The sequence below is a fragment of the Arthrobacter sp. NicSoilC5 genome, assembly GCF_019977395.1.
GTDB lineage: Bacteria > Actinomycetota > Actinomycetes > Actinomycetales > Micrococcaceae > Arthrobacter.
This window is the reverse complement of record NZ_AP024660.1, coordinates 2448713-2470262: the sequence shown is the minus strand read 5'-3', so window position 1 is coordinate 2470262 and position 21550 is coordinate 2448713. Positions and strand designations below refer to the sequence as shown.

18 protein-coding genes are annotated in these 21550 nt (G+C 66.3%); 2 read left to right on the top strand and 16 right to left on the bottom strand.

Annotation, left to right across the window (positions count from 1 at the left end; translation table 11 throughout):
- Positions 1 to 38 precede the first annotated feature (38 nt).
- From LDO22_RS11620 to purU, 8 genes are all read right to left on the bottom strand, one after another.
- Entirely contained in the window at positions 39 to 722 is a 684-nt protein-coding gene (locus LDO22_RS11620) for a hypothetical protein (RefSeq protein ID WP_224023269.1), read from the bottom strand.
- 245 nt (positions 723 to 967) lie between these two features.
- A complete protein-coding gene (locus LDO22_RS11615) occupies positions 968 to 3475 on the bottom strand; it encodes an FAD-dependent oxidoreductase (protein WP_224023267.1) in 2508 nt (835 codons plus the stop codon).
- 255 nt (positions 3476 to 3730) lie between these two features.
- Complete coding sequence (locus LDO22_RS11610) at positions 3731 to 5143, bottom strand: MFS transporter (protein WP_224023265.1); 1413 nt, start codon at positions 5141 to 5143, stop codon at positions 3731 to 3733.
- Positions 5144 to 5671: 528 nt separating this feature from the next.
- Positions 5672 to 7012 carry a molybdopterin molybdotransferase MoeA gene (locus LDO22_RS11605; protein ID WP_224023263.1) on the bottom strand — a complete coding sequence of 447 codons (1341 nt, stop codon included), beginning with the start codon at positions 7010 to 7012 and terminating at the stop codon, positions 5672 to 5674.
- A gap of 156 nt (positions 7013 to 7168) precedes the next feature.
- Positions 7169 to 8074 carry a bifunctional 5,10-methylenetetrahydrofolate dehydrogenase/5,10-methenyltetrahydrofolate cyclohydrolase gene (locus LDO22_RS11600; RefSeq protein ID WP_224023261.1) on the bottom strand — a complete coding sequence of 302 codons (906 nt, stop codon included), beginning with the start codon at positions 8072 to 8074 and terminating at the stop codon, positions 7169 to 7171.
- Positions 8071 to 8697 carry a cyclodeaminase/cyclohydrolase family protein gene (locus tag LDO22_RS11595; protein ID WP_224023259.1) on the bottom strand — a complete coding sequence of 209 codons (627 nt, stop codon included), beginning with the start codon at positions 8695 to 8697 and terminating at the stop codon, positions 8071 to 8073. Before LDO22_RS11595 ends, LDO22_RS11600 begins: the two co-directional genes overlap by 4 nt.
- A gap of 4 nt (positions 8698 to 8701) precedes the next feature.
- Positions 8702 to 11194 (bottom strand): FAD-dependent oxidoreductase, encoded by a 2493-nt coding sequence (locus tag LDO22_RS11590; protein WP_224023257.1) that lies wholly within the window; start codon positions 11192 to 11194, stop codon positions 8702 to 8704.
- Between the two features lie 49 nt (positions 11195 to 11243).
- A complete protein-coding gene (purU, locus tag LDO22_RS11585; protein ID WP_159629860.1) occupies positions 11244 to 12149 on the bottom strand; it encodes a formyltetrahydrofolate deformylase in 906 nt (301 codons plus the stop codon).
- Between the two features lie 121 nt (positions 12150 to 12270).
- Here purU and LDO22_RS11580 point away from each other — a divergent pair, with 121 nt between their 5' ends.
- Both LDO22_RS11580 and LDO22_RS11575 read left to right on the top strand, forming a co-directional pair.
- On the top strand, positions 12271 to 12951 hold the full coding sequence (locus LDO22_RS11580; RefSeq protein WP_224023255.1) for a GntR family transcriptional regulator: 681 nt from the start codon (positions 12271 to 12273) through the stop codon (positions 12949 to 12951).
- Positions 12952 to 13079: 128 nt separating this feature from the next.
- On the top strand, positions 13080 to 13361 hold the full coding sequence (locus tag LDO22_RS11575; RefSeq protein WP_224023253.1) for a hypothetical protein: 282 nt from the start codon (positions 13080 to 13082) through the stop codon (positions 13359 to 13361).
- Positions 13362 to 13457: 96 nt separating this feature from the next.
- Here the strand turns inward: LDO22_RS11575 and LDO22_RS11570 are convergent, their stop codons facing one another.
- The 8 genes from LDO22_RS11570 to LDO22_RS11535 all read right to left on the bottom strand — a co-directional run bounded on the left by LDO22_RS11570 (position 13458) and on the right by LDO22_RS11535 (position 21419).
- A complete protein-coding gene (locus LDO22_RS11570) occupies positions 13458 to 15392 on the bottom strand; it encodes a BCCT family transporter (RefSeq protein ID WP_224023251.1) in 1935 nt (644 codons plus the stop codon).
- 317 nt (positions 15393 to 15709) lie between these two features.
- On the bottom strand, positions 15710 to 16519 hold the full coding sequence (locus tag LDO22_RS11565; protein WP_224023249.1) for an IclR family transcriptional regulator: 810 nt from the start codon (positions 16517 to 16519) through the stop codon (positions 15710 to 15712).
- A gap of 82 nt (positions 16520 to 16601) precedes the next feature.
- Complete coding sequence (gene uraH, locus LDO22_RS11560) at positions 16602 to 16940, bottom strand: hydroxyisourate hydrolase (protein WP_224023248.1); 339 nt, start codon at positions 16938 to 16940, stop codon at positions 16602 to 16604.
- Positions 16937 to 17434, bottom strand: a complete 498-nt coding sequence (gene uraD / locus LDO22_RS11555; protein ID WP_224023246.1) for a 2-oxo-4-hydroxy-4-carboxy-5-ureidoimidazoline decarboxylase — start codon at positions 17432 to 17434, stop codon at positions 16937 to 16939. Before uraD ends, uraH begins: the two co-directional genes overlap by 4 nt.
- 167 nt (positions 17435 to 17601) lie before the next feature.
- Complete coding sequence (locus LDO22_RS11550) at positions 17602 to 18027, bottom strand: ATP-binding protein (protein WP_224023244.1); 426 nt, start codon at positions 18025 to 18027, stop codon at positions 17602 to 17604.
- A complete protein-coding gene (locus LDO22_RS11545; protein ID WP_141945622.1) occupies positions 18020 to 18352 on the bottom strand; it encodes an STAS domain-containing protein in 333 nt (110 codons plus the stop codon). Before LDO22_RS11545 ends, LDO22_RS11550 begins: the two co-directional genes overlap by 8 nt.
- Complete coding sequence (locus LDO22_RS11540) at positions 18352 to 20310, bottom strand: glycosyltransferase (RefSeq protein ID WP_224023242.1); 1959 nt, start codon at positions 20308 to 20310, stop codon at positions 18352 to 18354. Before LDO22_RS11540 ends, LDO22_RS11545 begins: the two co-directional genes overlap by 1 nt.
- Positions 20307 to 21419, bottom strand: coding sequence for a SpoIIE family protein phosphatase (locus tag LDO22_RS11535; protein WP_224023240.1), 1113 nt, complete (start codon positions 21417 to 21419; stop codon positions 20307 to 20309). Before LDO22_RS11535 ends, LDO22_RS11540 begins: the two co-directional genes overlap by 4 nt.
- Positions 21420 to 21550 lie beyond the last annotated feature (131 nt).

Sequence of the window (21550 nt, the reverse complement as noted above, 5' to 3'; positions counted from 1 at the left end):
CAAAGGGGTCTGACAAACAGAGGGGCCGGGTGCGGTCGCTAAACAGTGGCTCCGTCATTGAGCCGCGTCGGCCGTGAACGTGGGCGGTCCCGGGCCGAATACGCGATCATGAGTCCTGCCGTCGCCGCCCCGCCCGCGTATGTCCACGGTGAGGCCCAGGATCCTTCGGGGGTGGGAAGGGCAAAAGCGATGACGACGGCGGCCACGGCCAAAAGGACCTCAATGGCCGCCTGCAGCGACCTGGCCCGGTACTCAGGGTAGGCCAGCCGGACCAGGGGGATGACAGGGAGAAGGAACAATCCGAGGCTGACGACCGGGTAGGTGGCGTTGAAAGTGAAGATCAGCAGGCCCAGCACCAGCAGGCCAAGGAACTTCAGCACGTCGAGGGCCCGGAGCGGGTTGGCCGGCGTCCACCGGCTCAGCAGCAGTCCCCATGCAGGGAGCCCGAGCAGCCAGCCGCCTGCCCAGACGCCGGCGTTCAGCAGTGCCAGGGGCACCAGCAGGGCCCCGGGTAGCAGGAAGGCCGCCGCCTGCCGGAGGTACGCCCCCTCCCGGGACGGGCCGAAGATGCACGCCCCGATCAGCAGGTACGCCGCCACATACCAGGGCAGCAGCTGGATCACCGGCCCGCGGGCCGGGCAGAATATCAGGAGCGTCAGTGAGGCCACCATGACGCACACGGCGGCGAACGTCCAGGCGCGGCGGGCAGGCCGCTGATTCACGGCAGGGAGGCGAGGATGTCGTGCGGCCACTCCCTGTCGTCGGCCGCCATTGCCTTCCCGCATATCCCGCTCGTTTGCTCGTTGCCGAACACCATAAATCCCCCAATTTTTGGTTGTCGAGGTGATTCTACGGCCTTGACCCACGGCGGATGGCACCAGCCAGAGGGCACGAAAAAGGTGGTTGGGCCTGCCGGTCTCAAGCAGGCCCAACCACCAGATTTCGTCGGCTCAACCGCCGGGACAGGTCAGCCGCGGAGGCGCTCCATGCCCGGGTCAAAGAGCGGCTCTGCGCTGACGGTGGCCGCGACGCGCTTGCCGAAGTACTCGATCTCCACGGAGTCGCCTTCAGTCACCGACGTGGGCAGCCAGGCATAGGCGATGGGCTTGCGGACGGTGAAGCCGTACGCCGCACTGGTGACGTAACCAACGGCTTCCCCGGCCACGTACACCGGTTCCTTGCCCAGTACCACCGACGTGCCGTCGTCGACCGTCAGGCACCGCAGCGTCTTGGCTGCCGGCTGTTCCCTGCGGACCGCCAGCGCCTCGGCACCCACGAACCCGGTCTTGTCCTTGGCCACGGAGAAGCCCAGGCCGGCCTGGTACGGGTGGTGCTCGGTGGTCATGTCCGTGCCCCACAGCCGGTAGCCCTTCTCCAGGCGCATGCTGTTGAAGGCGCCGCGTCCGGCAGCGATGATGCCGTATTCGCGGCCGGCCTCGAACAGCAGGTCCCACAGCTTCAGCCCGTATTCGGCCGTGGTGTAGAGCTCCCAGCCGAGCTCGCCCACGTAGGAGAGCCGCATCGCCGTGACGGGGATGCCCCCAACGGAGATCTGCTTGGTCCGGAAGTACTTCAGGCCGTCGTTGGTGAGGTCGTCCGTGCTGACCTTGCCCATCACCTCGCGTGCCAGCGGACCCCACAGGCCGATGCAGCAGGTGCTGCCGGTGATGTCGGTGACGTGCGCCCACTGGGAGGGATCCGCCGCTGACTGCCGGCGGGCCTCCACCCGGAGGTAATCGAAGTCCACGTTGCTGTTCACGCCAAGCTGGAACTCTTCCTCAGCGAGCCTGGCCACGGTCACGTCGCTGCGGATGCCGCCGTCGTCCGCCAGCAGCAGGCAGTACGTCACGGCACCTGGCTTCTTGGCGATGTTGCCCGTGCTGAGCCGGTGCAGCAGTGCCTGGGCGCCGGGGCCGGTGACGGAGAGGCGCTTCAGCGGCGTCATGTCGAAGAGTCCGACGGCGGTACGCGTCTTCCATGCTTCGGCGGCGGAGATGGGGGAGTGGAACATCGCCGACCATTTGTCCCGCTCCGGGGCCTGCCACTCGGCCGGAAGCTCCTCAAGGAGCCCGCGGTTGGCTTCAAACCAGTGCGGGCGCTCCCAGGCGGCGGACTCCAGGAAGAAAGCCCCGAGTTCCTTCTGGCGGACGTTGAACGGGCTGACGCGCAGGTCCCGCGGCGATTCGCGCGGCTGCAGCGGGTGCATGACATCGTAGATCTCCACGAAGTTCTGCTGTGAAGTCTCGCTGACGTACGCGTCGGAGGTCTGGACCTTCTCGAAACGGGTCAGTTCGCAGCCGTGCAGGTCGGTCTGCGGCTGGCCGTCGATGATCAGCTCTGCCATGGCCTTGGCAACGCCGGCCGAGTGCGTGACCCAGACGGCCTCGGCCACGAAGAAGCCCTCGAGGTCCGGCGCTTCGCCCATGAGCGGGCCGCCGTCCGGGGTGAAGGAGAAGATGCCGTTGAAACCGTCCTGGATTTCGGTGCTGCGCAGTGCCGGCAGCAGGTCCTGGCTGTCCTCCCATGCGGGCACGAAGTCTTCGAGGGTGAAGTCCAGGCGGGAGGGCATCCGGTGGTCGGACATGTCCTCGGCTGAGACCTTCGGCAGTGCGGACATGTCCACGGGCATCGGGCGGTGGGCGTAGCTGCCGATGCCGATGCGGTCGCCCCATTCGCGGTAGTACAGGTCCTTGTCCTGGTAGCGCAGGATGGGCTTGCTGGCGCCGTTGGGGAGCTCGTTGACGTTCTCGAGTTCGGCAAGGGGCGTGGTGATGGCGTACTGGTGGGCCAGCGGCAGCAGCGGCACTTCCAGGCCCACCATCCGGCCGAGTTCACGGCCCCAGAACCCTGCGCAGGACACCACGATGTCGGCAGGGATGACACCGGAGGAGGTTTCGACGCCGGTGACCTTGCCGCCCTCCTGGGCGATGCCGGTGACGGTGGTGGAGCCGCGGTAGGTGACGCCGCGTTCGCGCGTGCGCTCGATCAGCAGCTGCACCGCACGGGCCGCCAGGGCGAGTCCGTCGGTGGGGATGAGCAGGCCGCCCAGGACCTCGCGGCCGCCGGTGAGCTTGCCGGTGTTCAGCAGCGGGTAGATCTTTTCGCATTCGTCGGCGTCGACGATCCTGCTTTCGACACCCCAGGAGGTCATGACGCCCATCTTGCGCTTGAGGTCGGCCAGGCGCTCGGGAGTGGTTGCCAGCTCCAGTCCGCCCACCTGGTTGAAGCAGGACTCGCCGTCCTTGCCCAGGGCCAGGAGCTTGTTCACGGTGTACGTGGCGAATTCCGTCATGGTCCTGGACGGATTGTTTTGGAACACGAGGCCGGGGGCGTGCGACGTGGAGCCGCCTGCGAGCTCCAGCGGGCCCTGTTCGACGACGGTGATGCCGTTCCAGCCGCGGCTTGCCAGCTCGTCGGCGAGGTTGGTACCGACGATGCCGGCTCCGATGATGACGACGCGGGGTGATGCGCTCATGATGTTGGGTTCTCCTGGTTGCTGCTGGAATCCGCCTGACCGGGTGATGGAATTTGCTTCGCTATGAGCAACGCGCATCACTATATGCAACAGGGTGTCGCAGCTCACATGGGATGTCAAGGGTTTCCTGCTTTGTTGCGGGGATGGGCGGCGCTGTGTCCGCAGGTGGCAAAGAGGCCCCCGCCGCGGGTGCGGCGAAGGCCTCTTTGGTGCATCTCCGGTTATCCGGCGGCGCGGGGCCGTCCGGTCCCGGGGTCAGTGGGAAACGTCTGCTGAAATCTCGGCAAGGGTGCGCCCCTTCGTCTCAGGCGCGAGCCATTGCGAAAGGATTGCGCCGAGCAATGCGACGACGGCGGCCACCACCATGCTTGGGCCCAAGCCGATGTTACTGATTGCCCACGGCAGGGCGAAGGTGCCGAGTGCGGCTCCGATGCGGCTGAAAGCCGCGGCGAAGCCCATGCCGATGCCGCGCAAGGGGGCGGGGAATACCTCGGCCGGATAGACCTGCGTCAATGTGGTGTAGCCGGCATTGAAGAAGGAGAACGCGAGGAACAGGGCGAGCACGAGGATCGCCGGTGCGTCCGCCCAGATGCCGATGACCAGCAGGATGCCTGCGCAGAGCCACTGTCCGGGCACGGTGAGGATTCGGCGGCCCAGCTTGTCAATCAGAAGCACGGTGGTGACAACGCCCGCGGCCGCAAGTGCGGACAGGCCGACTCCACCGGCCCAGCCGCCGCCGAAGCCGAATTGGCTGAGCACGTCGTCGGCGAAGGTCGCGATCGCAAAGTACGGGGTGACCGCGCAGAACCAGAAACCCGCGGTGAACAGGGTGGTCCGCCAGTGCTCCCTCGAGAACAACATTCCAAAGGAGGCGTTCTTGATCTTGGTCCTGCCCTTCGCGGCCTGGGCCTCCTGGAGCATCCTCAGATCGATCTCCTCGGTGATGCTGTTGTGCATCTGCGGCGATTCGACGTATTTGTGGGCGATCGCGAGTGCTTCCTCACGCCGTCCCTTCGTGATAAGCCAGCTCGGCGATTCCGGGAGGCCTATGCGGGCGATGAACAGAACGAAGGCCAGTATCGTGCTCGTGCCGATGACAAGGCGCCAGGGGGTGCCGGCGTCGTGCAGGAGGGTGCCAATGATGAATGCCATCATGAAACCGACGTACCAGGCGATCAGGGTCAGCCCGAGCAACCGCCCGCGGAGCTTTGGAGGGGAGAACTCTGACAGCAGCGGGCCGCCGATTGAGTACTCGCCGCCAATCGCGACGCCCATCAGGAATCGGATGAGCGCCAGCTGGATTACGGCGCCGTCTCCGGAGGTTACGAAGAACTGGGCAGCTGAGGCCACCAGGAACAGCCCCATGTCCACGAGGAACATGGGCTTGCGTCCGAACTTGTCAGTAGCCCAGCCGGCCAGCGGGGAGCCGATGAAGATACCTGCCAGGGGGCCGGCAGCGATCATGCCCAGCGACAGTGCGTCGAGCTGGAGATCTGACCGCATGGGTCCGGTGACGGGGCCGATGATTCCGAGGATGTAGCCGTCGAGGAACATCCCGCCGATGAAGACCGCGACAAGCCGCACCATGAAGCGGCGTTTGAACCTGGAGCTGGTCTCTTTTGATGAGAAGGTGTCGACGGTTGCCGTCGTCTTGGTCGGATTGATCATTAAGATTCGTTCCCTTCCGGCTTCAGCGCAAACCGCTGAAGGTGCCAGAGCGCTGTTTCCTGGACCCACGGACAGGCTTCGGCGTCGTTCCCCGGTTCCGGCGCCCTGCGCTGCTTTGATCGATGGTGCTGCCATCCCTGATAGTCATAGACAGTTTCCTTTGGTGATCTGGCGCTGCCGCATGATGCTGGCAGCCGTTGTGCGGCCGATGCACGGGCCAGGGCCCCTTTCGGATCGGCCATCATGAATTCGTTCGTCTGTTCCCCAAAGTCATCACGGGTGGAGCCGGGGGACGGGAGGAGCGTATCCGGGCGAGCTTCGTTCCGTGATGATCAACAACCTTCGCTGTATGCAACAAAATCGTGCGCCAGCTCACATTCAATGTCAAGAGTGTGACCCCCTAAAGGCGAAGTGTGTAGGCGCTCCTGCTGGGTACTCCGGGGCACACCAAAGGCCCTGACCGCTGGGACAGGGAGACCTCTGCCATATCGAGTGCCCGGTGAGGGGGAAGCAGGGCAAACCTCTGCGTCAGGGTGGGTTGGCGGCCTCCGCCCCGGGGGTCCTTGGGGTTTCTGGTGCTGCCCACGGAAGCGGGAGCACGGGAACGGGTCCCCCCGAGTCAACGCCCTGGGGAGGAACGGCCATGACCGCGTCGGCCCAGGCAAGCCCGCGCATCATGCCGGGCCCGGTGTGCTGGACGGGGAACGCAAGGCCGGACAGGAAGCGGCAGGGGACCAGGCGTGTCCTTCCCGGATCGCCCTCAAGGTCGCAGCCGGACATCATGAGCTGCAACGGAGGCGGCTGCGCGCCCCCAAGCGAGGCGATCAGGGGTGCGCCGACAGTGAGCAGGGCCATCACGGCCGCCAGGGGATTGCCCGGAAGACCGATCACGAACCGGCCGTCCGGAAGCCCGGCGAGCACGGCCGGATGGCCGGGACGCATCGCGATGCCGTCCACCAGCAGCTGTCCGCCCAGGGCATCGATGGCGGCGCGGAAATGGTCCGTCCCGGACTTACCGGTGCCACCGGTGGTGATGATGACATCTACGCCGCGGGAGGGCAGGACGGGGCTGTCCAGGGCATCCAGCCAGCTGCCAAAAGAGTCACCGATTCTTTGCGGGCTCCCGGCAACACCGCCGAGGAGGGAAACCACGTTTCCCAGTTGCGGGCCAAAGGTGTCACGGACCTGCCCGGGAGCCGGGACACCCTGCGTCACCACTTCAGCCCCGGTGAGTACGACGGCGACAGCGGGCCGGGCGCGGACCTGCACGGTGTCGTGCCCTGCGGCCGCAGCCAGGGCCACCTGCGCGGGATTGAGGACAGTGCCGGCAGGTAGGAGTACCTCCCCTGACCGGGCTTCCTGCCCGGCGGGACGGATGTGCTGGCCGCTGCGCGCCTCGCCGGCCTTCGCCTCCGGGCGAAGTCTTAGGACCTGGTTGCCGTTGGTGTCCCGTGCGGCCAGGCCGCTTTCCTTCCGCAGGACGGCATCGGCGCCGTGCGGTACCAGGCCGCCGGTGGCAATCACGGCGGCACTGTTTGCGGGTAAAAATCTGTTGCCTTTACGGGGCAGGGATCCTTGCTGGCCGGATCCGGCCAGCAGCCAGGGGCCCGGTCCGTTCACGGCCCAGCCGTCCATCGCGGACGAGGCATAGTGCGGCAGGTCCTGGAGTGCGGTGACGTCCCGGCTCAAGGTCCGCCCAATGGCGTCAGCGAGCGGGACGGCCACGGGCGGGAGCGGACTGGCCGAGCCGAAGGCGACATGGCGCGCTTCGGACCACGGTATGCAGCCCCGTTCCGGGACGGGGCCCGGCGCGGGACCCGGCACGGCTGTACTCCTGGAAACGGTGGCTGTGGGTCCATTGGCAGGCATACGGGCCTCCTCCTTGCTGTTTCACCGGCAAATGCCGGCTGCGGGGCCCCGTTTTCCGAAAACGGTGCTTCGATGAGGAATACCTCCCCAGGTCTTAGGCCCACCGAAGCACCTTTTACGAAAAACGGGACACCCGTTGCTGACGCTGTGCCCTTCCTAGCCCGCCGCTTCCAGCACCTGGGCGTCCACGGCTTCGGACTCCCGCGGCGTGGAGGACGATTGCCGGCGCGCGGCCTCCACGGTGTGCAGGAGCAGCAGTGCCGTGGTCACGGAGCCGACGCCGCCAGGAACGGGGGTGAGCCCCGCTGCGGTCCCGGTGACGCTGGCTTGGTCCACATCACCCACCAGCGAGCCGTCGGCAAGGACGTTCGTGCCGACGTCGACCACGACCGTCCGGGAGGAGACGTGGCTGCCGGTCAGCAGCCCGGCGCGGCCGGCCGCGACCACCACGACATCGGCATCCTTGGTGTAGCGCTCCAGCGGACCCGACCTGGAATGGCAGACCGTCACAGCGGCATCGCGTGCCAGCAGGAGGAGGGACAGCGGCTTGCCGACAACGGCGGACCGGCCCACCACCACCACATCCTTGCCCGCCACGGGAACCTGGTAGTGGTCAAGGATTTCGACGACGGAGCGCGCGGTAGCGGGAGCAAAGGCCGGCTGGCCGACGGCCAGTCGTCCCAGGCTCAGCGGATTGGCGCCGTCAATGTCCTTTTCCGGGCTGATGAGGCCTACCAGGTTGTCGGTCCGGACACCCTCCGGCAGTGGGGTTTGCAGGATGATGCCGTTCACGGACGGTTCGGCGCTCAGGTCCCGCAGGACCCTGGCCAGCGCCGCTTCCGTTGCATCATGGCCAAGGTCGATGATCCGGCAGCCGATTCCGGCGCGCTCCGCTGCTCGCTCGATGGAACGGACGTACCAGCGCGTCGACTCATCGGCGGTCGCCATGACCACCGCAACAACCGGTCGGACGCCGTCCCGTTCAAGCGACCGGACCTGGTCCTGGACCTCCTGCTGGAACAAACCGGCTAAAGGCTTTCCGGATAGTACTGCTGTGCTCAACCCAGGATCCTTTCGCGAACGCGGGCCGAGAGGGCATCTGCCGCCAGGACCACTTTCTCTTCAATGCCGTCCGTCTGTTGGGCAAGCAGCGCGCGTGCCTCCGGATCCTTGACCGCAACGACGTTGATGTCGATATTGACGCGCGCCGTGGTGGCAGCTGCGCGGGCGGCGTCAGCGGCCGCCGCAACGTCGCTGATGACGTTGGCGTTGGCGACGCCGAACAGCTCGGTGGCGAGGTCCACGATGGCCCCCGACAGCTTGATGAGCCGGGCGGGGGTCTGTGCTGCCTGGATGAGCGCGGACTGGATCCCGGCCGCCCGGGCGGCCTTGAGGTCATCAGTGCCGGACGGGAGCTTGTAGGAGTCGATGACTGCCTGGAAGGCCTCTTCATCCGCTTCAGCCAGGCGCAGTGCCTCGGTGACAAGGTCGTCGGCGGCCTGGGTGATGCGCCCTACCAGTGGTGCATGCTCTTCGTATTTGGCGCCGGTGGTGTAACGCGCCACCATGGCGACCAGGGCGGCGCCCTGGGCCGCGTGCAGGGCCGCGGCGGCGCCCCCGCCCGGCGTCGGCTGCTTTGCGGCCAACCGGGCGAGGTAGCTGCTGACTGTTTCTGAACTGATCATGGTGCTAGCCGCGGAGCCGGGTCATGGTGGGGTCGTACAGCGGGTCCTGGGTGACCGTAGCGACGATCCGGCGTCCGAAGTACTCGATTTCCACGGAGTCGCCGATCGAGACTTCCGCGGGCAGGTAGGAGTAGGCAATGGGCTTGCGGACGGTGTAGCCGTACGCGGCGCTGGTGACGTAGCCCACCGCCTGGTCCTTGTAGAACACAGGCTCCTTGCCCAACACCAGGCTGCGGCCGTCGTCGACCGTCAGGCAGCGCAGGCGCCGCGCGGAGTTTTCTTCGGTGCGTCCCTCCAAGGCTGCCTTTCCGACGAAGTTGTCCTTGGCCATCTTCACGGCGAAGCCCAGGCCGGCCTCGAAGGGGTCGTGCTCGGTGGTCATGTCCGTGCCCCAGGAGCGGTAGCCCTTTTCCAGGCGGAGGGAACTGAAGGCGGCGCGGCCCGCGGCGATGATGCCGAACGGCTGGCCGGCCTTCCACAGCGCGTCCCAGAGGCGCTGGCCGTTGTCGGCGCTGGTGTAGAGCTCCCAGCCCAGCTCGCCGACGTAGGACAGGCGCATGGCCGTGACGGGAACGCCACCGATGACCACCTGCTTGGACCGGAAGTACTTCAGGCCGTCGTTGGTGAAGTCGTCGCTGCTGACCGCGCCGACCACTTCACGGGCCAGGGGGCCCCAGAGGCCGATGCAGCAGGTGCCGCCGGTGGTGTCGCGGACCTGGACCCAGTCTTCGGCGCTGCCGCTTTCGGTCTGGTGCCGGGCTGCCCGGTCAAAGTAGGCGGTGTCGATGTTGCCGTTGGCGCCGAGCTGGAAGGTCTGCTCGTCCAGGCGGGCCACGGTGATGTCGCTTCGGACGCCGCCCTGCTCGTCCAGCAGGAGCGTGTAGGTGACGGCTCCGGGCTTCTTGTTCATTTCCGCAGTGGTCAGTTCCTGCAGCAGCTTCAGCGCGCCGGGTCCGGAGATTTCGAGGCGCTTGAGCGGGGTCATGTCGTACATGGCGACGGCGGTGCGCGTCTTCCATGCCTCGGCCGCGGCAATCGGCGAGCTGAACATGCCGGACCAGGAGTCGCGGGCCGGCGGCTGCCAGTCTGCGGGCATCTCCTTGAGGAGCTCTGCGTTGGCCTCGAACCAGTAGGGGCGTTCCCAGCCGGCGCCTTCCAGGAAGTAGCCGCCCAGCTGTTTGTGACGGGCGTGGAAGGGGCTGACGCGCAGGTTGCGCGGGGAGAGCTTGGGCTGCAGCGGGTGCAGGACGTCGTAGATCTCCACGAAGTTCTGCTGCGAGGTTTCGCTGACGTACTCGGGGGTCAGCTGGACGTCCTCGAAGCGGTGGATGTCGCAGTCGCCCAGGTCGATGGAGGACTTGCCGTCCACCAGGAGCTCGGCCACGGCGCGGGCGATGCCCGCCGAGTGGGTGACCCAGACGGCTTCGGCCACGAAGAAGCCGTCCAGTTCCTTGGACTCGCCCACCAGCGAGCCGCCGTCCGGAGTGAAGGAGAAGATGCCGTTGAAGCCGTCCTCGATCTCGCTTTCGCGCAGGGCCGGCAGGATCTGCTTGGTGGCCTCCCAGGCGGGGAGGAAGTCCTCGAGGGTGAAGTCCAGCCGGGACGGCATGTTGTGCTCGCTGATCTCATTCGGCTTGAAGCTGCCGAGCTCGTCCAGGTCCACGGGCATGGGTTTGTGGGCGTAGGAGCCGATGCCGTAGCGGTCGCCGTGTTCGCGGTAGTAGAGGTCCTGGTCCTGGTGCCGGAGGATGGGCAGCCGGGCGCCGTTGGGCAGTTCGTTCTTGCCCTGCTGTGCCGGAACCGGGGTGGTCTTGACGTACTGGTGGGCCAGGGGCAGCAGCGGCACGGACATGCCGATTAGCTCGCCAACCTTTGCACCCCAGAAGCCGGCGCAGGAGACAACGATGTCTGCCGGGATCACGCCGTCGGGGGTCTGGACGCCGGTGACCCGGCGGCCGGACTGCTCGATGCCGGTCACCTCGGTGTTGCCGATGTACTTCACGCCCGCGGCCTCTGTGCGCTTGATCAGGAGCTGTACGGCGCGGGCGGCCAATGCGAGGCCGTCGCTGGGAACGTGGAGGCCGCCGAGGATGTCCTCGTCATTGATGAGCGGGTAGAGCTCCTTGCACTCGGCCGGGGAGAGGATGGAGCCCTCGATGCCCCACGCCTGCGCGTAGCCGAGCTTGCGCTTCAGGTCGGCGAGGCGGGTTTCGGTGGTGGCAACTTCAAGGCCGCCCACCTGGTTGAAGCAGCTGGTCCCGTCCTCGGTCAGGGACAGCAGCTTCTCCACGGTGTACTTGGCGAACAGGGCCATGGACTTGGAGGGGTTGGTCTGGAAGACCAGTCCCGGGGCGTGCGAGGTGGAGCCGCCGGGCATGTTGAGGGGGCCCTGGTCCAGGACGGTGATGTTGTTCCAGCCCCGGGTGACGAGTTCATCCGCGAGGTTGGTGCCGACGATCCCGGCTCCGATAATGACAATGCGTGGTGACGATTCCAAGGGGGTCTCTCCTGCTGCTTTACGGGTCATGTCTGCGAACGAGGGGTGCTTACCGGAACACCACGGTGCTGGTCTGGTCCAGCAGCACGCGGTGCTGGCAGTGCCAGCGGACGGCGCGGGAGAGAGCCAGTGCCTCGGCGTCCTGGCCCACGGTGGACAGCTGGGCCGGGCCGTAGGTGTGGTCCACCCGGATGACTTCCTGCTCGATGATCGGACCCTCGTCCAGGTCGGCGGTGACGTAGTGGGCGGTGGCGCCCACCAGCTTGACGCCGCGGTCGTAGGCCTGGTGGTAGGGGCGTGCGCCCTTGAAGCCAGGGAGGAAGGAGTGGTGGATGTTGATGGCACGGCCCTCCAGCGCCCGGCAGAGATCGTCGGAGAGAACCTGCATGTAACGGGCCAGGACCACGAGGTCGGCCTCGTACTCATCCACCAGTTCCAGCAGCCGGCGCTCTGCGTCCGCCTTGGTGTCAGGGGTGACGGGGACGTAGATGAAGGGGAGCCCTGCGGCTTCCGCCATGGCACGGTGGGTCTCGTGGTTGGAAACGACCGCAACCAGTTCGCCGCCAAGGCTGCCGCCCCGCCAGCGGAAGATGAGGTCGTTGAGGCAGTGGCCGAACTTGGACACCATGACCAGGACGCGCTTGGCGGTCTGGTCGTGGAAGCTGAACTTCATGTCGAACCGGCTGGCGATGCCCGCGAACTCTTCCTCGAGCATGGCGGGCGTGTAGTTGGGGGAGCCGGAGAACGCGGTGCGCAGGTGGAGTGTCTCGCGCAGGCTGTCGTCGAACTGCTGGTGCTCGTCGATATTGAAGCCGCGCTCGAACAGGAACGTGGTGACGGCCTGCACAATTCCTGCCTGCTCCTTGCAGGACAGGGTCAGTACGAACTTCTGCGGCTGCTCTTCTTTGAGTGCCGGCAGGGTGGTGGTTGCTGGGGCTGTTTCGATGAGGGTCATACCCTGCTCCTTCTAGATATATTCAAAAGCAACGGACTGATATATTAGATTGGGTGCCAGCGTATACTGGTCCACAGGCGAGGTCAATAGTTATTTTCTGGTTGGGAAGAAGGGGCTCAGCATGGCATTCGAAGCTTTAGCGGTGGCGGACGCCATGGGGAAGAAGTCCCTTGCCGACGTCGCCTACGAGAGCATCCGCGACTGGTTGCTGACCCTTGAAATCAAGCCCGGAGAGCTGCTGAACGACGAGCTCCTGGCCAAGAATCTGGGTGTGGGCCGGACTCCGGTACGCGAAGCCCTGAAGCGGCTGGAGCTGGACCGGCTGGTGAAGACCTACCCGCGGCGTGGCACTTTCGCTACCCGGGTGGACGTGACCGACCTTTCCTTTATTTCGGAGATCCGCGCCCAGCTCGAGCCCCTCGCGGCCGCCCGTGCCGCACGGGTGGCTTCCCCCGCGGTCCGGGACGAGCTGCGTGCCACCCTCGAAAAGGTTGAGGCGTTCGATGTGTCCTCGGCGAGCGTGACCGAGACGCTGCAGCTGGATGCCCAGGTGCACCGGGGCATCTACGCCGCCGCCGCCAACCCGCACCTGGAAGACATCCTGATCCGCTACGATAACCTGGCAACGCGCATCTGGTGCATGGTCATCGACCGGCTGCCGGACCTGTCCCACCATGTTCGTGAACACCTCGATCTGCTCCGCGCCGTCATCGACGGTGATGAGGAGCGGGCTGCGGAGCTTGCCCGCGTCCACGTCAGCGGATTCGAGAGCGCGGTCCGTGAGGCGCTTTTCAAGGCCTAGCGCCTTTCGCCCCGGGCATCTGTTGACACGGAGTGTGACCTGGGCCATACACTGGATCCAGATTGATATATCAATCAAATATCAGTGATGGATTCGAGCGGCGACGGCGCCGGCGATCGGAGTGACCAGTGAATTCCCAGGCAACCCTTGAAGCCCCACGTGATGCCACCGACCCTGACCTCGAACAGGATGGCCAGGGCGGCGGCACGTCGAAGACGGCTCTCGGCCTCCGGGCCGACTGGGCGCGCCTGCCCGGCCGCAGCGTCGAGGTGTGGCTGCGGGGGGAGCACGTGGCCAGTGGGGTGGTGGACCAGGCTGCGGAGGACGGCTCGGTGCTCTGGATCGCCGCCGAGGGCATCAGCACCCGGCGCATTTTCGACAAGTCCTCCGGCTACCAAATCTGGGTTTAGCCCTCCCTGGCGCCCAGGGAGCTGCCGCTTCCAATGCAGGCAATAACCATGGAGCCCCGGCGCGTCCCGCGCCGGGGCTCCATGTGTTCCACGCTGCTACCGTATGGCTGCCTTTTCCGGCTCCGGCTCTTCCACGTCCGGACCCGTGCCCGTGCAGTTTGCGCCCTGGGCGCATCCTTCGGCGCATTCATGCTTTGTCACCAGCTCAAACTGGACACCGCGGTGCTGCTCAACGCCGGTACGGATGGCCCGTTCCACGACAGAGTCCGCCAGCCGGCGGCGCAGGGAGAGGGGGTCCCTGCGCAGGTCCTTGGTGATGGCGAAACAGAGCAACAGCATGACGACGACGAACGGCAGGGCCGCGACGATGGTGATCCGTTGCAGGCCTGACAACGCTTCGGAGGGCTGGTCGCCGCCGGCCAGAAGCATGACGGCCGCCACGGCGCCGGTGAGGGCGCCCCAGAAAATGACCAGTGCACGCTTGGGGTCGGAACTGCCGTTGGAGCTCAGCGACGCCATGATCAGGGACGCGGAGTCGGCGCCGGTGATGAAGAAGATTGCCACCAGCACCATGGCCAGGACGATCACGGCCGCAATCATCCACGGGGGCAGGGGGAGGTTCTTCACAAGGTTGAACAGGGCGCCGTCAAAATCGATGGTTGCTTTGCCGTCGGTGACGGTCATCAGGCCAGGCGTGCCGGCCTTGTCCGCTTCCTGCTGGATATGGAAGGCAGTGCCGCCGAAGATGCCGAACCAGATGACGCTGACAATGCTGGGGACCAGCAGTACGCCGGTGACGAACTGGCGGATGGTGCGGCCCCGGCTGATCCGGGCGATGAACATGCCCACGAAGGGCGTCCAGGAAATCCACCAGGCCCAGTAGAAGATGGTCCAGCCGGACATCCAGGTCCGGAGCGCCTCGTCGCCTACGGCCTCAGTGCGGGAGGACATTTCGGCCAGATCGCGCAAGTAGTCGCCGACCGCCGAGGGGATGAGGTTGAGGATGAAAAGAGTGGGGCCCGCCACGAACACGATGAGGGCGAGGACCACCGCAAGGACCATGTTGACGTTGGACAGCCACTGTATGCCGCGGCTGATGCCGGACACGGCGGACGCGATGAAGCAGGCTGTCAGGATCGCCACGATGCCCACGAGCACGGGTGTTCCGATCTCGCCTGTCCAGCCGTTGGACGTGAAGCCGCTGCCGATCTGCAGGGCGCCCAGGCCCAGTGACGCGGCGGTGCCGAAGAGGGTGGCGAAGATGGCCAGGATGTTGATGACCTTGCCCACCGGCCCCTCTACGGTCCTGGTGCCGAACAGCGAGGTGAAGGCAGCGGAGATCAGTTGCCTGCGGCCCAGCCGGTAGGTGCCGTAGGCCATGGCGATGCCCACCACCGCGTACATGGCCCAGGGGTGCAGGGTCCAGTGGAAGATCGAGGTGGCCATGGCCGTCTGGATGGCTGCGGGGGTCCGGCCGTCAACGGTTCCGGGCGGGGGAGAGACGAAGTGGTACAGCGGCTCGGCCACCCCATAGAACATCAGGCCGATGCCCATTCCGGCGGCGAACATCATGGCGATCCATGACACTGTGCGGAACTCGGGTTTCTCACCGTCCTTGCCGAGTGGAATGTTGCCGAACTTGCCCAGGGCCAACCACAGGACGAAGACGACGAACAGGGACGCGAGGACCATGAAGAGCCAGCCGGTGTACTCCATGACCCAGTCGAGGGCGTCCTTCGAAGTGGTGGCCAGGCCGTCCTTGTCCAGGAACCCCCACGCCACGAACGCCAGCGCGATGGCGCCGGTGATGCCGAACGTCGCCTTGTCCAGGGTCAGCTTCCGGTTGCGGCGCTGGGAGACGGCTTGCTCCCTGTTGCTCTGCCGCAGTTCCTCCAGGATCTGCTCGTGTTCGTTGACGGCGGGAAGGGTCGTCGTCTCTTCCTCTTGATAGGTGTCCAGCGGCTCGGGGGGAACGTCCCCTGAAGGCGGCACTTTGGGTTTGGCGGAGCTCAGGTCACTGTTAATGGCCATGAAAGCGGGTCCTTTGGCTAGTCCATGGGCTTGCGTTTAGTGCTGGCTGGGGGCAGCGCAATCCGCGGAGGGGTTGCCGCCTGGCCGGTCGCCAGCGATGTCAGGGCCTTAAGCCCCATGGGGAGGTGTTCCGCAAAGATCAACAGAGTTCGCGCTAAGCAACAAGAGTGCTGTACGTCACTTTCAAAGTCAAGGGCGCCGCGCATAGCGAAAGGGCATCCTGCAGGCGGCCGGAAAAGGGCAGGGTGCCCTTAACAGGGCAATGACCCCGGGTTCCAACGAACCCGGGGTTATTGCCCTGGTGACTTCGGCGGCTGTCAGTGCCGCGTGTATCCCATGTTGGCGCTGACTTTAAGTCCCGCGTCCTTAAGGGTTTCCAGCAGGCCCGGGATCTTCTCCGGGTCGAACCGGAATGCCGGCCCGGAAATGCTGAGGGCACCGATGACGACGCCTTGGTGATTGTAGACGGGCACTGCCACGGCATTCAGGCCGATCTCGAACTCCTCCCGCACCACCGCGTACCCCTTGGCCACTACCTCGAGCAGCTGTGCGTCCAGCTCCTTGCGGGAGGTGATGGTGCGGGCGGTGCGGGCAGTCAGGCCCGTCTCCTTCAGGATCCGGTCCCGGTCGTCCGCCTCCAGTGCCGCCAGGAGGACCTTGCCGCTGGAGGTGGCGTGCAGCGGGGTCAGGCTTCCCACCCAGTCGTAAGTGGCCAGGGTGGAGGGGCCCATGGCCTGGTCCACGTTCACGGCGTAGTTGGAGCGCAGGACGGCCAGGTTGACGGTTTCCTTGAACTCTTCCGCCAGGCTCTCCAGGACGGGCCTTGCCTCGCGCACCAGGCTCAGGCGGCCGGGAATGGAGCTGGCCAGGCGAAGGATCCCGAAACCGAGCTGGTACTTGCCCCGTTCACTGTTTTGATGGACCATCTCACGGGTGACCAAGGAGCCCATCAGCCGGGACACGGTGGACTTGTGGATCCCCATTTCCTCGGCTATCTCGCTCACGCCCGCATGTCCCTCCCGTGCCAGGATCTCCAGGACGGTCAGGGCCCGCTCCACGGACTGCACGCCGCCGGACTGTCCGCCTTCCGCATCGGTATCGGATTCAGTTTCCTTATTCGAAGCCATACTTCCTGATCCTATGCCGGTTAGTGTGACGGCCGTGACATTGCGGCAGGCCGGCCCGGCTGCGGAAGCCCGTGGGGACCCGCTAGCTGCCGCGGTAGGTGGAGTACGCGAACGGGCTCAGGAGCAGGGGCACGTGGTAGTGCTCGGGGCCGGTGACCTCGAAGACCAGGTCCACTTCCGGGAAGAACGTCCGCGTCTGCAAACCCGCGTAGTAGGCGCCCGTGGCGAAGTTCAGTTTGTAGTGGCCGGGATCAAGCTGCTCCGGCCCCAGGTCCTTGGCCCGGCCGTCGGCGTCGGTGCTGGAGACGGCCAGCTCACGCCACGTGCCGGCGTCGTTCTTCGAAAGGACGACGGCGACACCTGCCGCCGGGCGCCCGGCGCCGGTATCGAGGATGTGGGTGGTCACATGGGAGACGCTCATTCGCTGATCACTCCTTCGAGCCGCAGTACGGCGATTTCGCGCAGCTGCTGGGCCACGATCCTGTCTTCTTCTTCGGCGGAGTTGGTGAGCCGCTGGTCCAGCGCCGCCAGGATGTCCTGCGCGCTGCGTCCGGCTGCCCGGATCAGGAAGACGCGGCCGAACTTGTCCTCGTACTCCCGGTTCCCGCGCGCCAGGGCGTCGGCGACGGCAGTGTCCGCCGGGTCCACGCCCGCCTGCTCGGAACGGGACATGGACGCCTCGGTGCCGGCCGTCGTCGGGCGTTCCCCGATCCTGGGGTGGTGGGTCATGGCGGCTTCCACCTCCGCCGGTGTGAATGGGCTGGCAGCCTTGGCGGCAAAAGCCAGGAGCCCGTCGCGGTTTGCGTAGGGACGGGCTCCGGCCACCGCCTCCACCCAGCGGCTGACGTCGATGCAGGGCCGGAGGATGGCTTGGGCGGCGGCGGGATCCGCGCTGTTGAATTCGGCAAGCTTCATGCTGGTCGCAATCCTTGGGGTCATGCTGGCATCCATGGTGACGGCTATGCGGATGCCGGACAACCCGGCGCCTGCGCACGGCAAGGCTTCCGCATCATGGAACTGTTATTTCAGCATACGTAATATTCAAGAGCAGGTGCGGTGCACTGTCAAGCCGTTGGGGAACCCTAGTCCTGTGATGACGTGCGCGACAGGACCCAGGTGTTGGTGCCGTCCTGGCGTTCGAAGGTCACCGTGGTCACCAGCGCCTCGATCAGCGCCAGCCCCCGCCCCGACTCTGCGTCCTCCCCCGGGACGGCCGGCTCCATGGGGCCGAACGGCGGCTTCGCGTGGTAGGCGCTGACCCGTGCCTGCAGCATGGCCGGCTGCACGGTGGTCTCCACACCCAGTTCCACCTCCCGGTCTCCGGCCGGCTGGGCGTGCTGGACGATGTTGGACGCGGACTCGATGACCGCCGTCGTGAACGTCATCTGGTCCATGTCATTGACGAACGGAACGTCGAGCCAGAGGCTGTCGAGGTCGTTGTGGACCGCCTCGATGGCGTCCTCGGCAGCGGGTCCCCGGAAGCTGCGCGAAGCCAGGACCTCAGTCATTGCTGAACGCCTCCTCGGCCGTGGGGTAGGCGGTGAGGACCTTGTCCATGCTGGTCAGCTTCAGGACCATGTTCACCTGCGGCTGTACGGCAGCGATCCGCAGGTCCCCGCCGGCCTGGCGGGCGGCCTTCAGGCAGCCGATCAGCGCGCCGAGGCCCGAGGAGTCCATGAACGCGGTGTTTTCCAGGTTGACCACGATCCGGTTGGACCCGCCCGCGATCACGTCCGTCACGAACTCGCGCAGCTTGGGCGCGGAGACCATGTTCAGCCGCCCGTCCGCCTTGACCTCCGCGTACGAGTCTTTGACCTCATAACTGAACTCCATCAGGATTCCTCTCTGTTTGCAGGTTCTGCGGCCGGCTCGTACCCCTTGTAGAGGACGGCGCGGACCAGGATGCTCATGACCACCAGGTCAAAGACCACCCAGACGACGTTAACCAGGGTGCCCAGCGGTTCCGCCAGCCCGGTGGCCAGGCGGACAATTCCGACGACGGCGGCCAGGGCGAGCAGGACGGACACCACGATCTGGGGCCGGATGAGGCTCCAGCTGGGTCCGCCGCTTTGGCGGGCCTTGGGGGTGACCGCAAACCCCAGGGGACGGCCGAACCAGACGTTGCGGGCCGCCGTCGTGCACGCCTTGATCCAGGTGGGGAACAGGGCAAGGCTGTACTGCTGGCCGCGCCAGGTGGGGATGCCGCGGCCGGCCACGGCGAACAGCAGCTGGTTGACCACCATGAACGGGATGAAACGGATGAAGAAGTCCCAGCTGAGGCTGCTGACCGGCAGGATGCCCAGCAGCAGGTAGATAATGGGGGCCGCGAAGTAGATGACGGCGGCGAACCCGCTGAGGTAGGTCCACATGGTGGCGAAGTACATCAGGCGCTGGCCGATTTTGAGGCCCTTCTGCACCAGGGGGTTCTCCCGGAGCAGCACCTGGATGGTGCCCTGGGCCCAGCGGAGGCGCTGCGTCAGCATGGTGGCTATGTCCTCGGGCGCCAGGCCGTACGCCAGGATCTCGTGGTGGTAGACGCTCTCCCAGCCCATGGCGTGCATGCGCATGGCGGTAGCCATGTCCTCGGTGACGGAAATGGTGGCCAGGGGCATGACGGGCTGGGCTTCGTTGCTGCGTTCCACGGTCAGCGCATCCAGCACGGCCTGGACAGATTCCAGGGCGCCCAGGGGCGACCAGTCACGGGCGGACATGCGCTGGACTGCGTCGTCCGCAACCACCGGGACGCCGGACTCGCCCACGTGGGCCAGTTCCATGGCGGCGATTTCCTCAAGGTCCGCCTGCAGGGCTGCGACGTCGGCCTGGACCAGGGTCTGCACTGCGGCGTCCACGCGGCGGCGGACCCGGTAGGTGACCTCGCTGAGGGGCTGGCCGGCATCCACTTCCTCCTGGGCTTCGCGGGTGGCAGCCTCCACCTCGTCCAGGACCTCCGCCACCAGGGGTGACTCCACGTCCGCCGACTTCCGGGCCTGCTTGATGGCTGCCCGGGAGGCGGCCAAAGCGCGGCGGATGCTCTTTTCGGTTTCCTTGACGTAGCCCACCAGGCCCAGCTGCATCAGGGCCTCGCGGCGCAGGATGGCGTTGGAGCCGCAGAAGAAGGCGGCGTTCCAGCCGTCCTTGCCCTGCTGGATGGGGCCGTAGAACAGCGGTGCCTGGCTGCCCAGCGGGTCGCTGTCAGGAACGTTGCTGAAGTACTGGGGTGTCTGGACCAGGGCCACCCGGCGGTTGTTGAAGTAGCCCAGGGTCTTTTCCAGGATGTCCGGCTCGGGGATCTGGTCCGCGTCCAGGATCAGCAGGAACTCGCCGTGGGTGACCATGAGGGCGTTGTTGAGGTTGCCCGCCTTGGCATGCCGGGGGAGGTCTTTGGTCCAGTCTTCGCTCCGGGTGACGTAGCCCAGGCCGTGCTGTTCGCACAGCGCCTTGAGTTCCGGCCGTGCGCCGTCGTCCAGGATCCAGGTGCTGTGCGGGTGCCGGATTTTCTGGGCCGCCAGCGCCGTGGTGAGGACCATGTCCAGGTCCTCGTTGTAGGTGGTGATGAAGACGTCCACGGTGGCATCGTGCGGGGGCTGCGGCGCCCCCTTGCGGATCTTCAGCTTCCACACCGTCATGCCGAAGAGCATGACGTCGATGAGGCTGTAAGTTTCAGCCACCACCAGGGGGAGGGCAATCCACCAGGCATCCCAGTTGAGGGATGCCGCCCAGCGCCAGGCGATGTAGTTCAGGCCGGTCAGGACGGTGAGCACCACCACCACGCGGGTCCAGAAGCGGGTCACGCGGCCACCTCCCGGGGGAGCCGGCGGACCACGACCACCGTGACGTCGTCCTGGGCGGTCTCTGCGGGGGCGAGGGCCAGGATGGAGTTGGTCGCTTCCTGCGCCGAAGCAGCCGCCTGCGTGGCCTCCTGCACGGCGTCGGTGAAGTCCTCCACTGATTCAAAGACGTCCAGGACGCCATCGCTGACCACTACCAGGGAATCCCCCGGGGCCAGTTCCAGTTCTGCCTGGGGCCACTGGGTCCCGGGCCAGGCACCCACTGGCGGTCCTGCGGAGGGGAGGCGGTCCGCCGGGCCTGCGGGCTGGACGTGCAGCGCAAGGCCGTGGCCGGCGTCGACGTAGCTGACGTTGCCGGACGCTGCGTCCAGCCGGGCGTGGAACAGGGTGACGAAGGAGTTGGAGGAGTCCAGGTCCGCAGCGATCGCCTTGCTGGCTGAGGCGAACCCGGCGTCGAGATCCTGGCGCAGGCCGGTGGAGCGCATGACGGCGCGGACGGTGGCTGCGATCAGTGCCGCGCCCATGCCTTTGCCCATGGCGTCGGCGAACGTCAGGTGGAGCCCGCCCGGGGTCTGGTACCAGTCATAGAAGTCGCCGCCCACATTGCGGGAGGGCCGGAAGAGGCCCGCCACATCGTAGCCGTCCACCCGGATGTCCTCCTTTGGGAGGAGGCTTTGCTGCACCTCGGTGGCGCGTTCCAGCTCGCCGCGGGCTGCGGATTCAGCGGCGGCGGAGGGCCGCCGGCGGAACAGCGCGTTGATCCGGGACTGCAGCTCGCGGGGGCTGAACGGCTTGCTGATGTATTCGTCGGCGCCGTTGTCCAGGCCGGTCAGCTTGTCCAGTTCGTCTGCCCGCGCGGTGAGCATCACGATGAAGGCGTCCGAGAACTCCCTTAACAGCTTGCAGACCTCGAGTCCGTCGAGGTCCGGCAGGTTGAGGTCCAGCGTCACCAGGTCGGGCTTGCGGCGGCGGACCTCCTCCACGCCCGGCAGGCCGGCTCCCGCCTGGGTGACGTCGAAGCCCTGCTTGACCAGGACACGGACCAGCAGTCCGCGGATGTCCGGGTCATCTTCGATGACAACCGCACGGCGGGATTCGGAGGGAGAGACCATAGCTCTACTTCTACAGTATTAAGGCGCACAGGGCATGTCTTAGGCTTCACAGTTTCCCGTGACGTGGCTGACAGGTCCCGATGCATTAATTCCGCACCCAGCAGATCTTGCGGAAATCTTGGCACCTGCTT

Excerpts from the sequence above, each read along its gene's own strand:
- uraH (WP_224023248.1), bottom strand. The coding sequence starts at position 16,940 with ATGAGCGTCTCCCATGTGACCACCCACATCCTCGATACCGGCGCCGGG.
- LDO22_RS11610 (WP_224023265.1), bottom strand. The coding sequence starts at position 5,143 with ATGATCAATCCGACCAAGACGACGGCAACCGTCGACACCTTCTCATCA.
- LDO22_RS11570 (WP_224023251.1), bottom strand. The coding sequence starts at position 15,392 with ATGGCCATTAACAGTGACCTGAGCTCCGCCAAACCCAAAGTGCCGCCT.
- LDO22_RS11535 (WP_224023240.1), bottom strand. The coding sequence starts at position 21,419 with ATGGTCTCTCCCTCCGAATCCCGCCGTGCGGTTGTCATCGAAGATGAC.
- purU (WP_159629860.1), bottom strand. The coding sequence starts at position 12,149 with ATGACCCTCATCGAAACAGCCCCAGCAACCACCACCCTGCCGGCACTC.
- LDO22_RS11565 (WP_224023249.1), bottom strand. The coding sequence starts at position 16,519 with ATGGCTTCGAATAAGGAAACTGAATCCGATACCGATGCGGAAGGCGGA.
- uraD (WP_224023246.1), bottom strand. The coding sequence starts at position 17,434 with ATGAAGCTTGCCGAATTCAACAGCGCGGATCCCGCCGCCGCCCAAGCC.
- LDO22_RS11550 (WP_224023244.1), bottom strand. The coding sequence starts at position 18,027 with ATGACTGAGGTCCTGGCTTCGCGCAGCTTCCGGGGACCCGCTGCCGAG.
- LDO22_RS11595 (WP_224023259.1), bottom strand. The coding sequence starts at position 8,697 with ATGATCAGTTCAGAAACAGTCAGCAGCTACCTCGCCCGGTTGGCCGCA.
- LDO22_RS11545 (WP_141945622.1), bottom strand. The coding sequence starts at position 18,352 with ATGGAGTTCAGTTATGAGGTCAAAGACTCGTACGCGGAGGTCAAGGCG.
- LDO22_RS11580 (WP_224023255.1), top strand. The coding sequence starts at position 12,271 with ATGGCATTCGAAGCTTTAGCGGTGGCGGACGCCATGGGGAAGAAGTCC.
- LDO22_RS11605 (WP_224023263.1), bottom strand. The coding sequence starts at position 7,012 with ATGCCTGCCAATGGACCCACAGCCACCGTTTCCAGGAGTACAGCCGTG.
- LDO22_RS11615 (WP_224023267.1), bottom strand. The coding sequence starts at position 3,475 with ATGAGCGCATCACCCCGCGTCGTCATCATCGGAGCCGGCATCGTCGGT.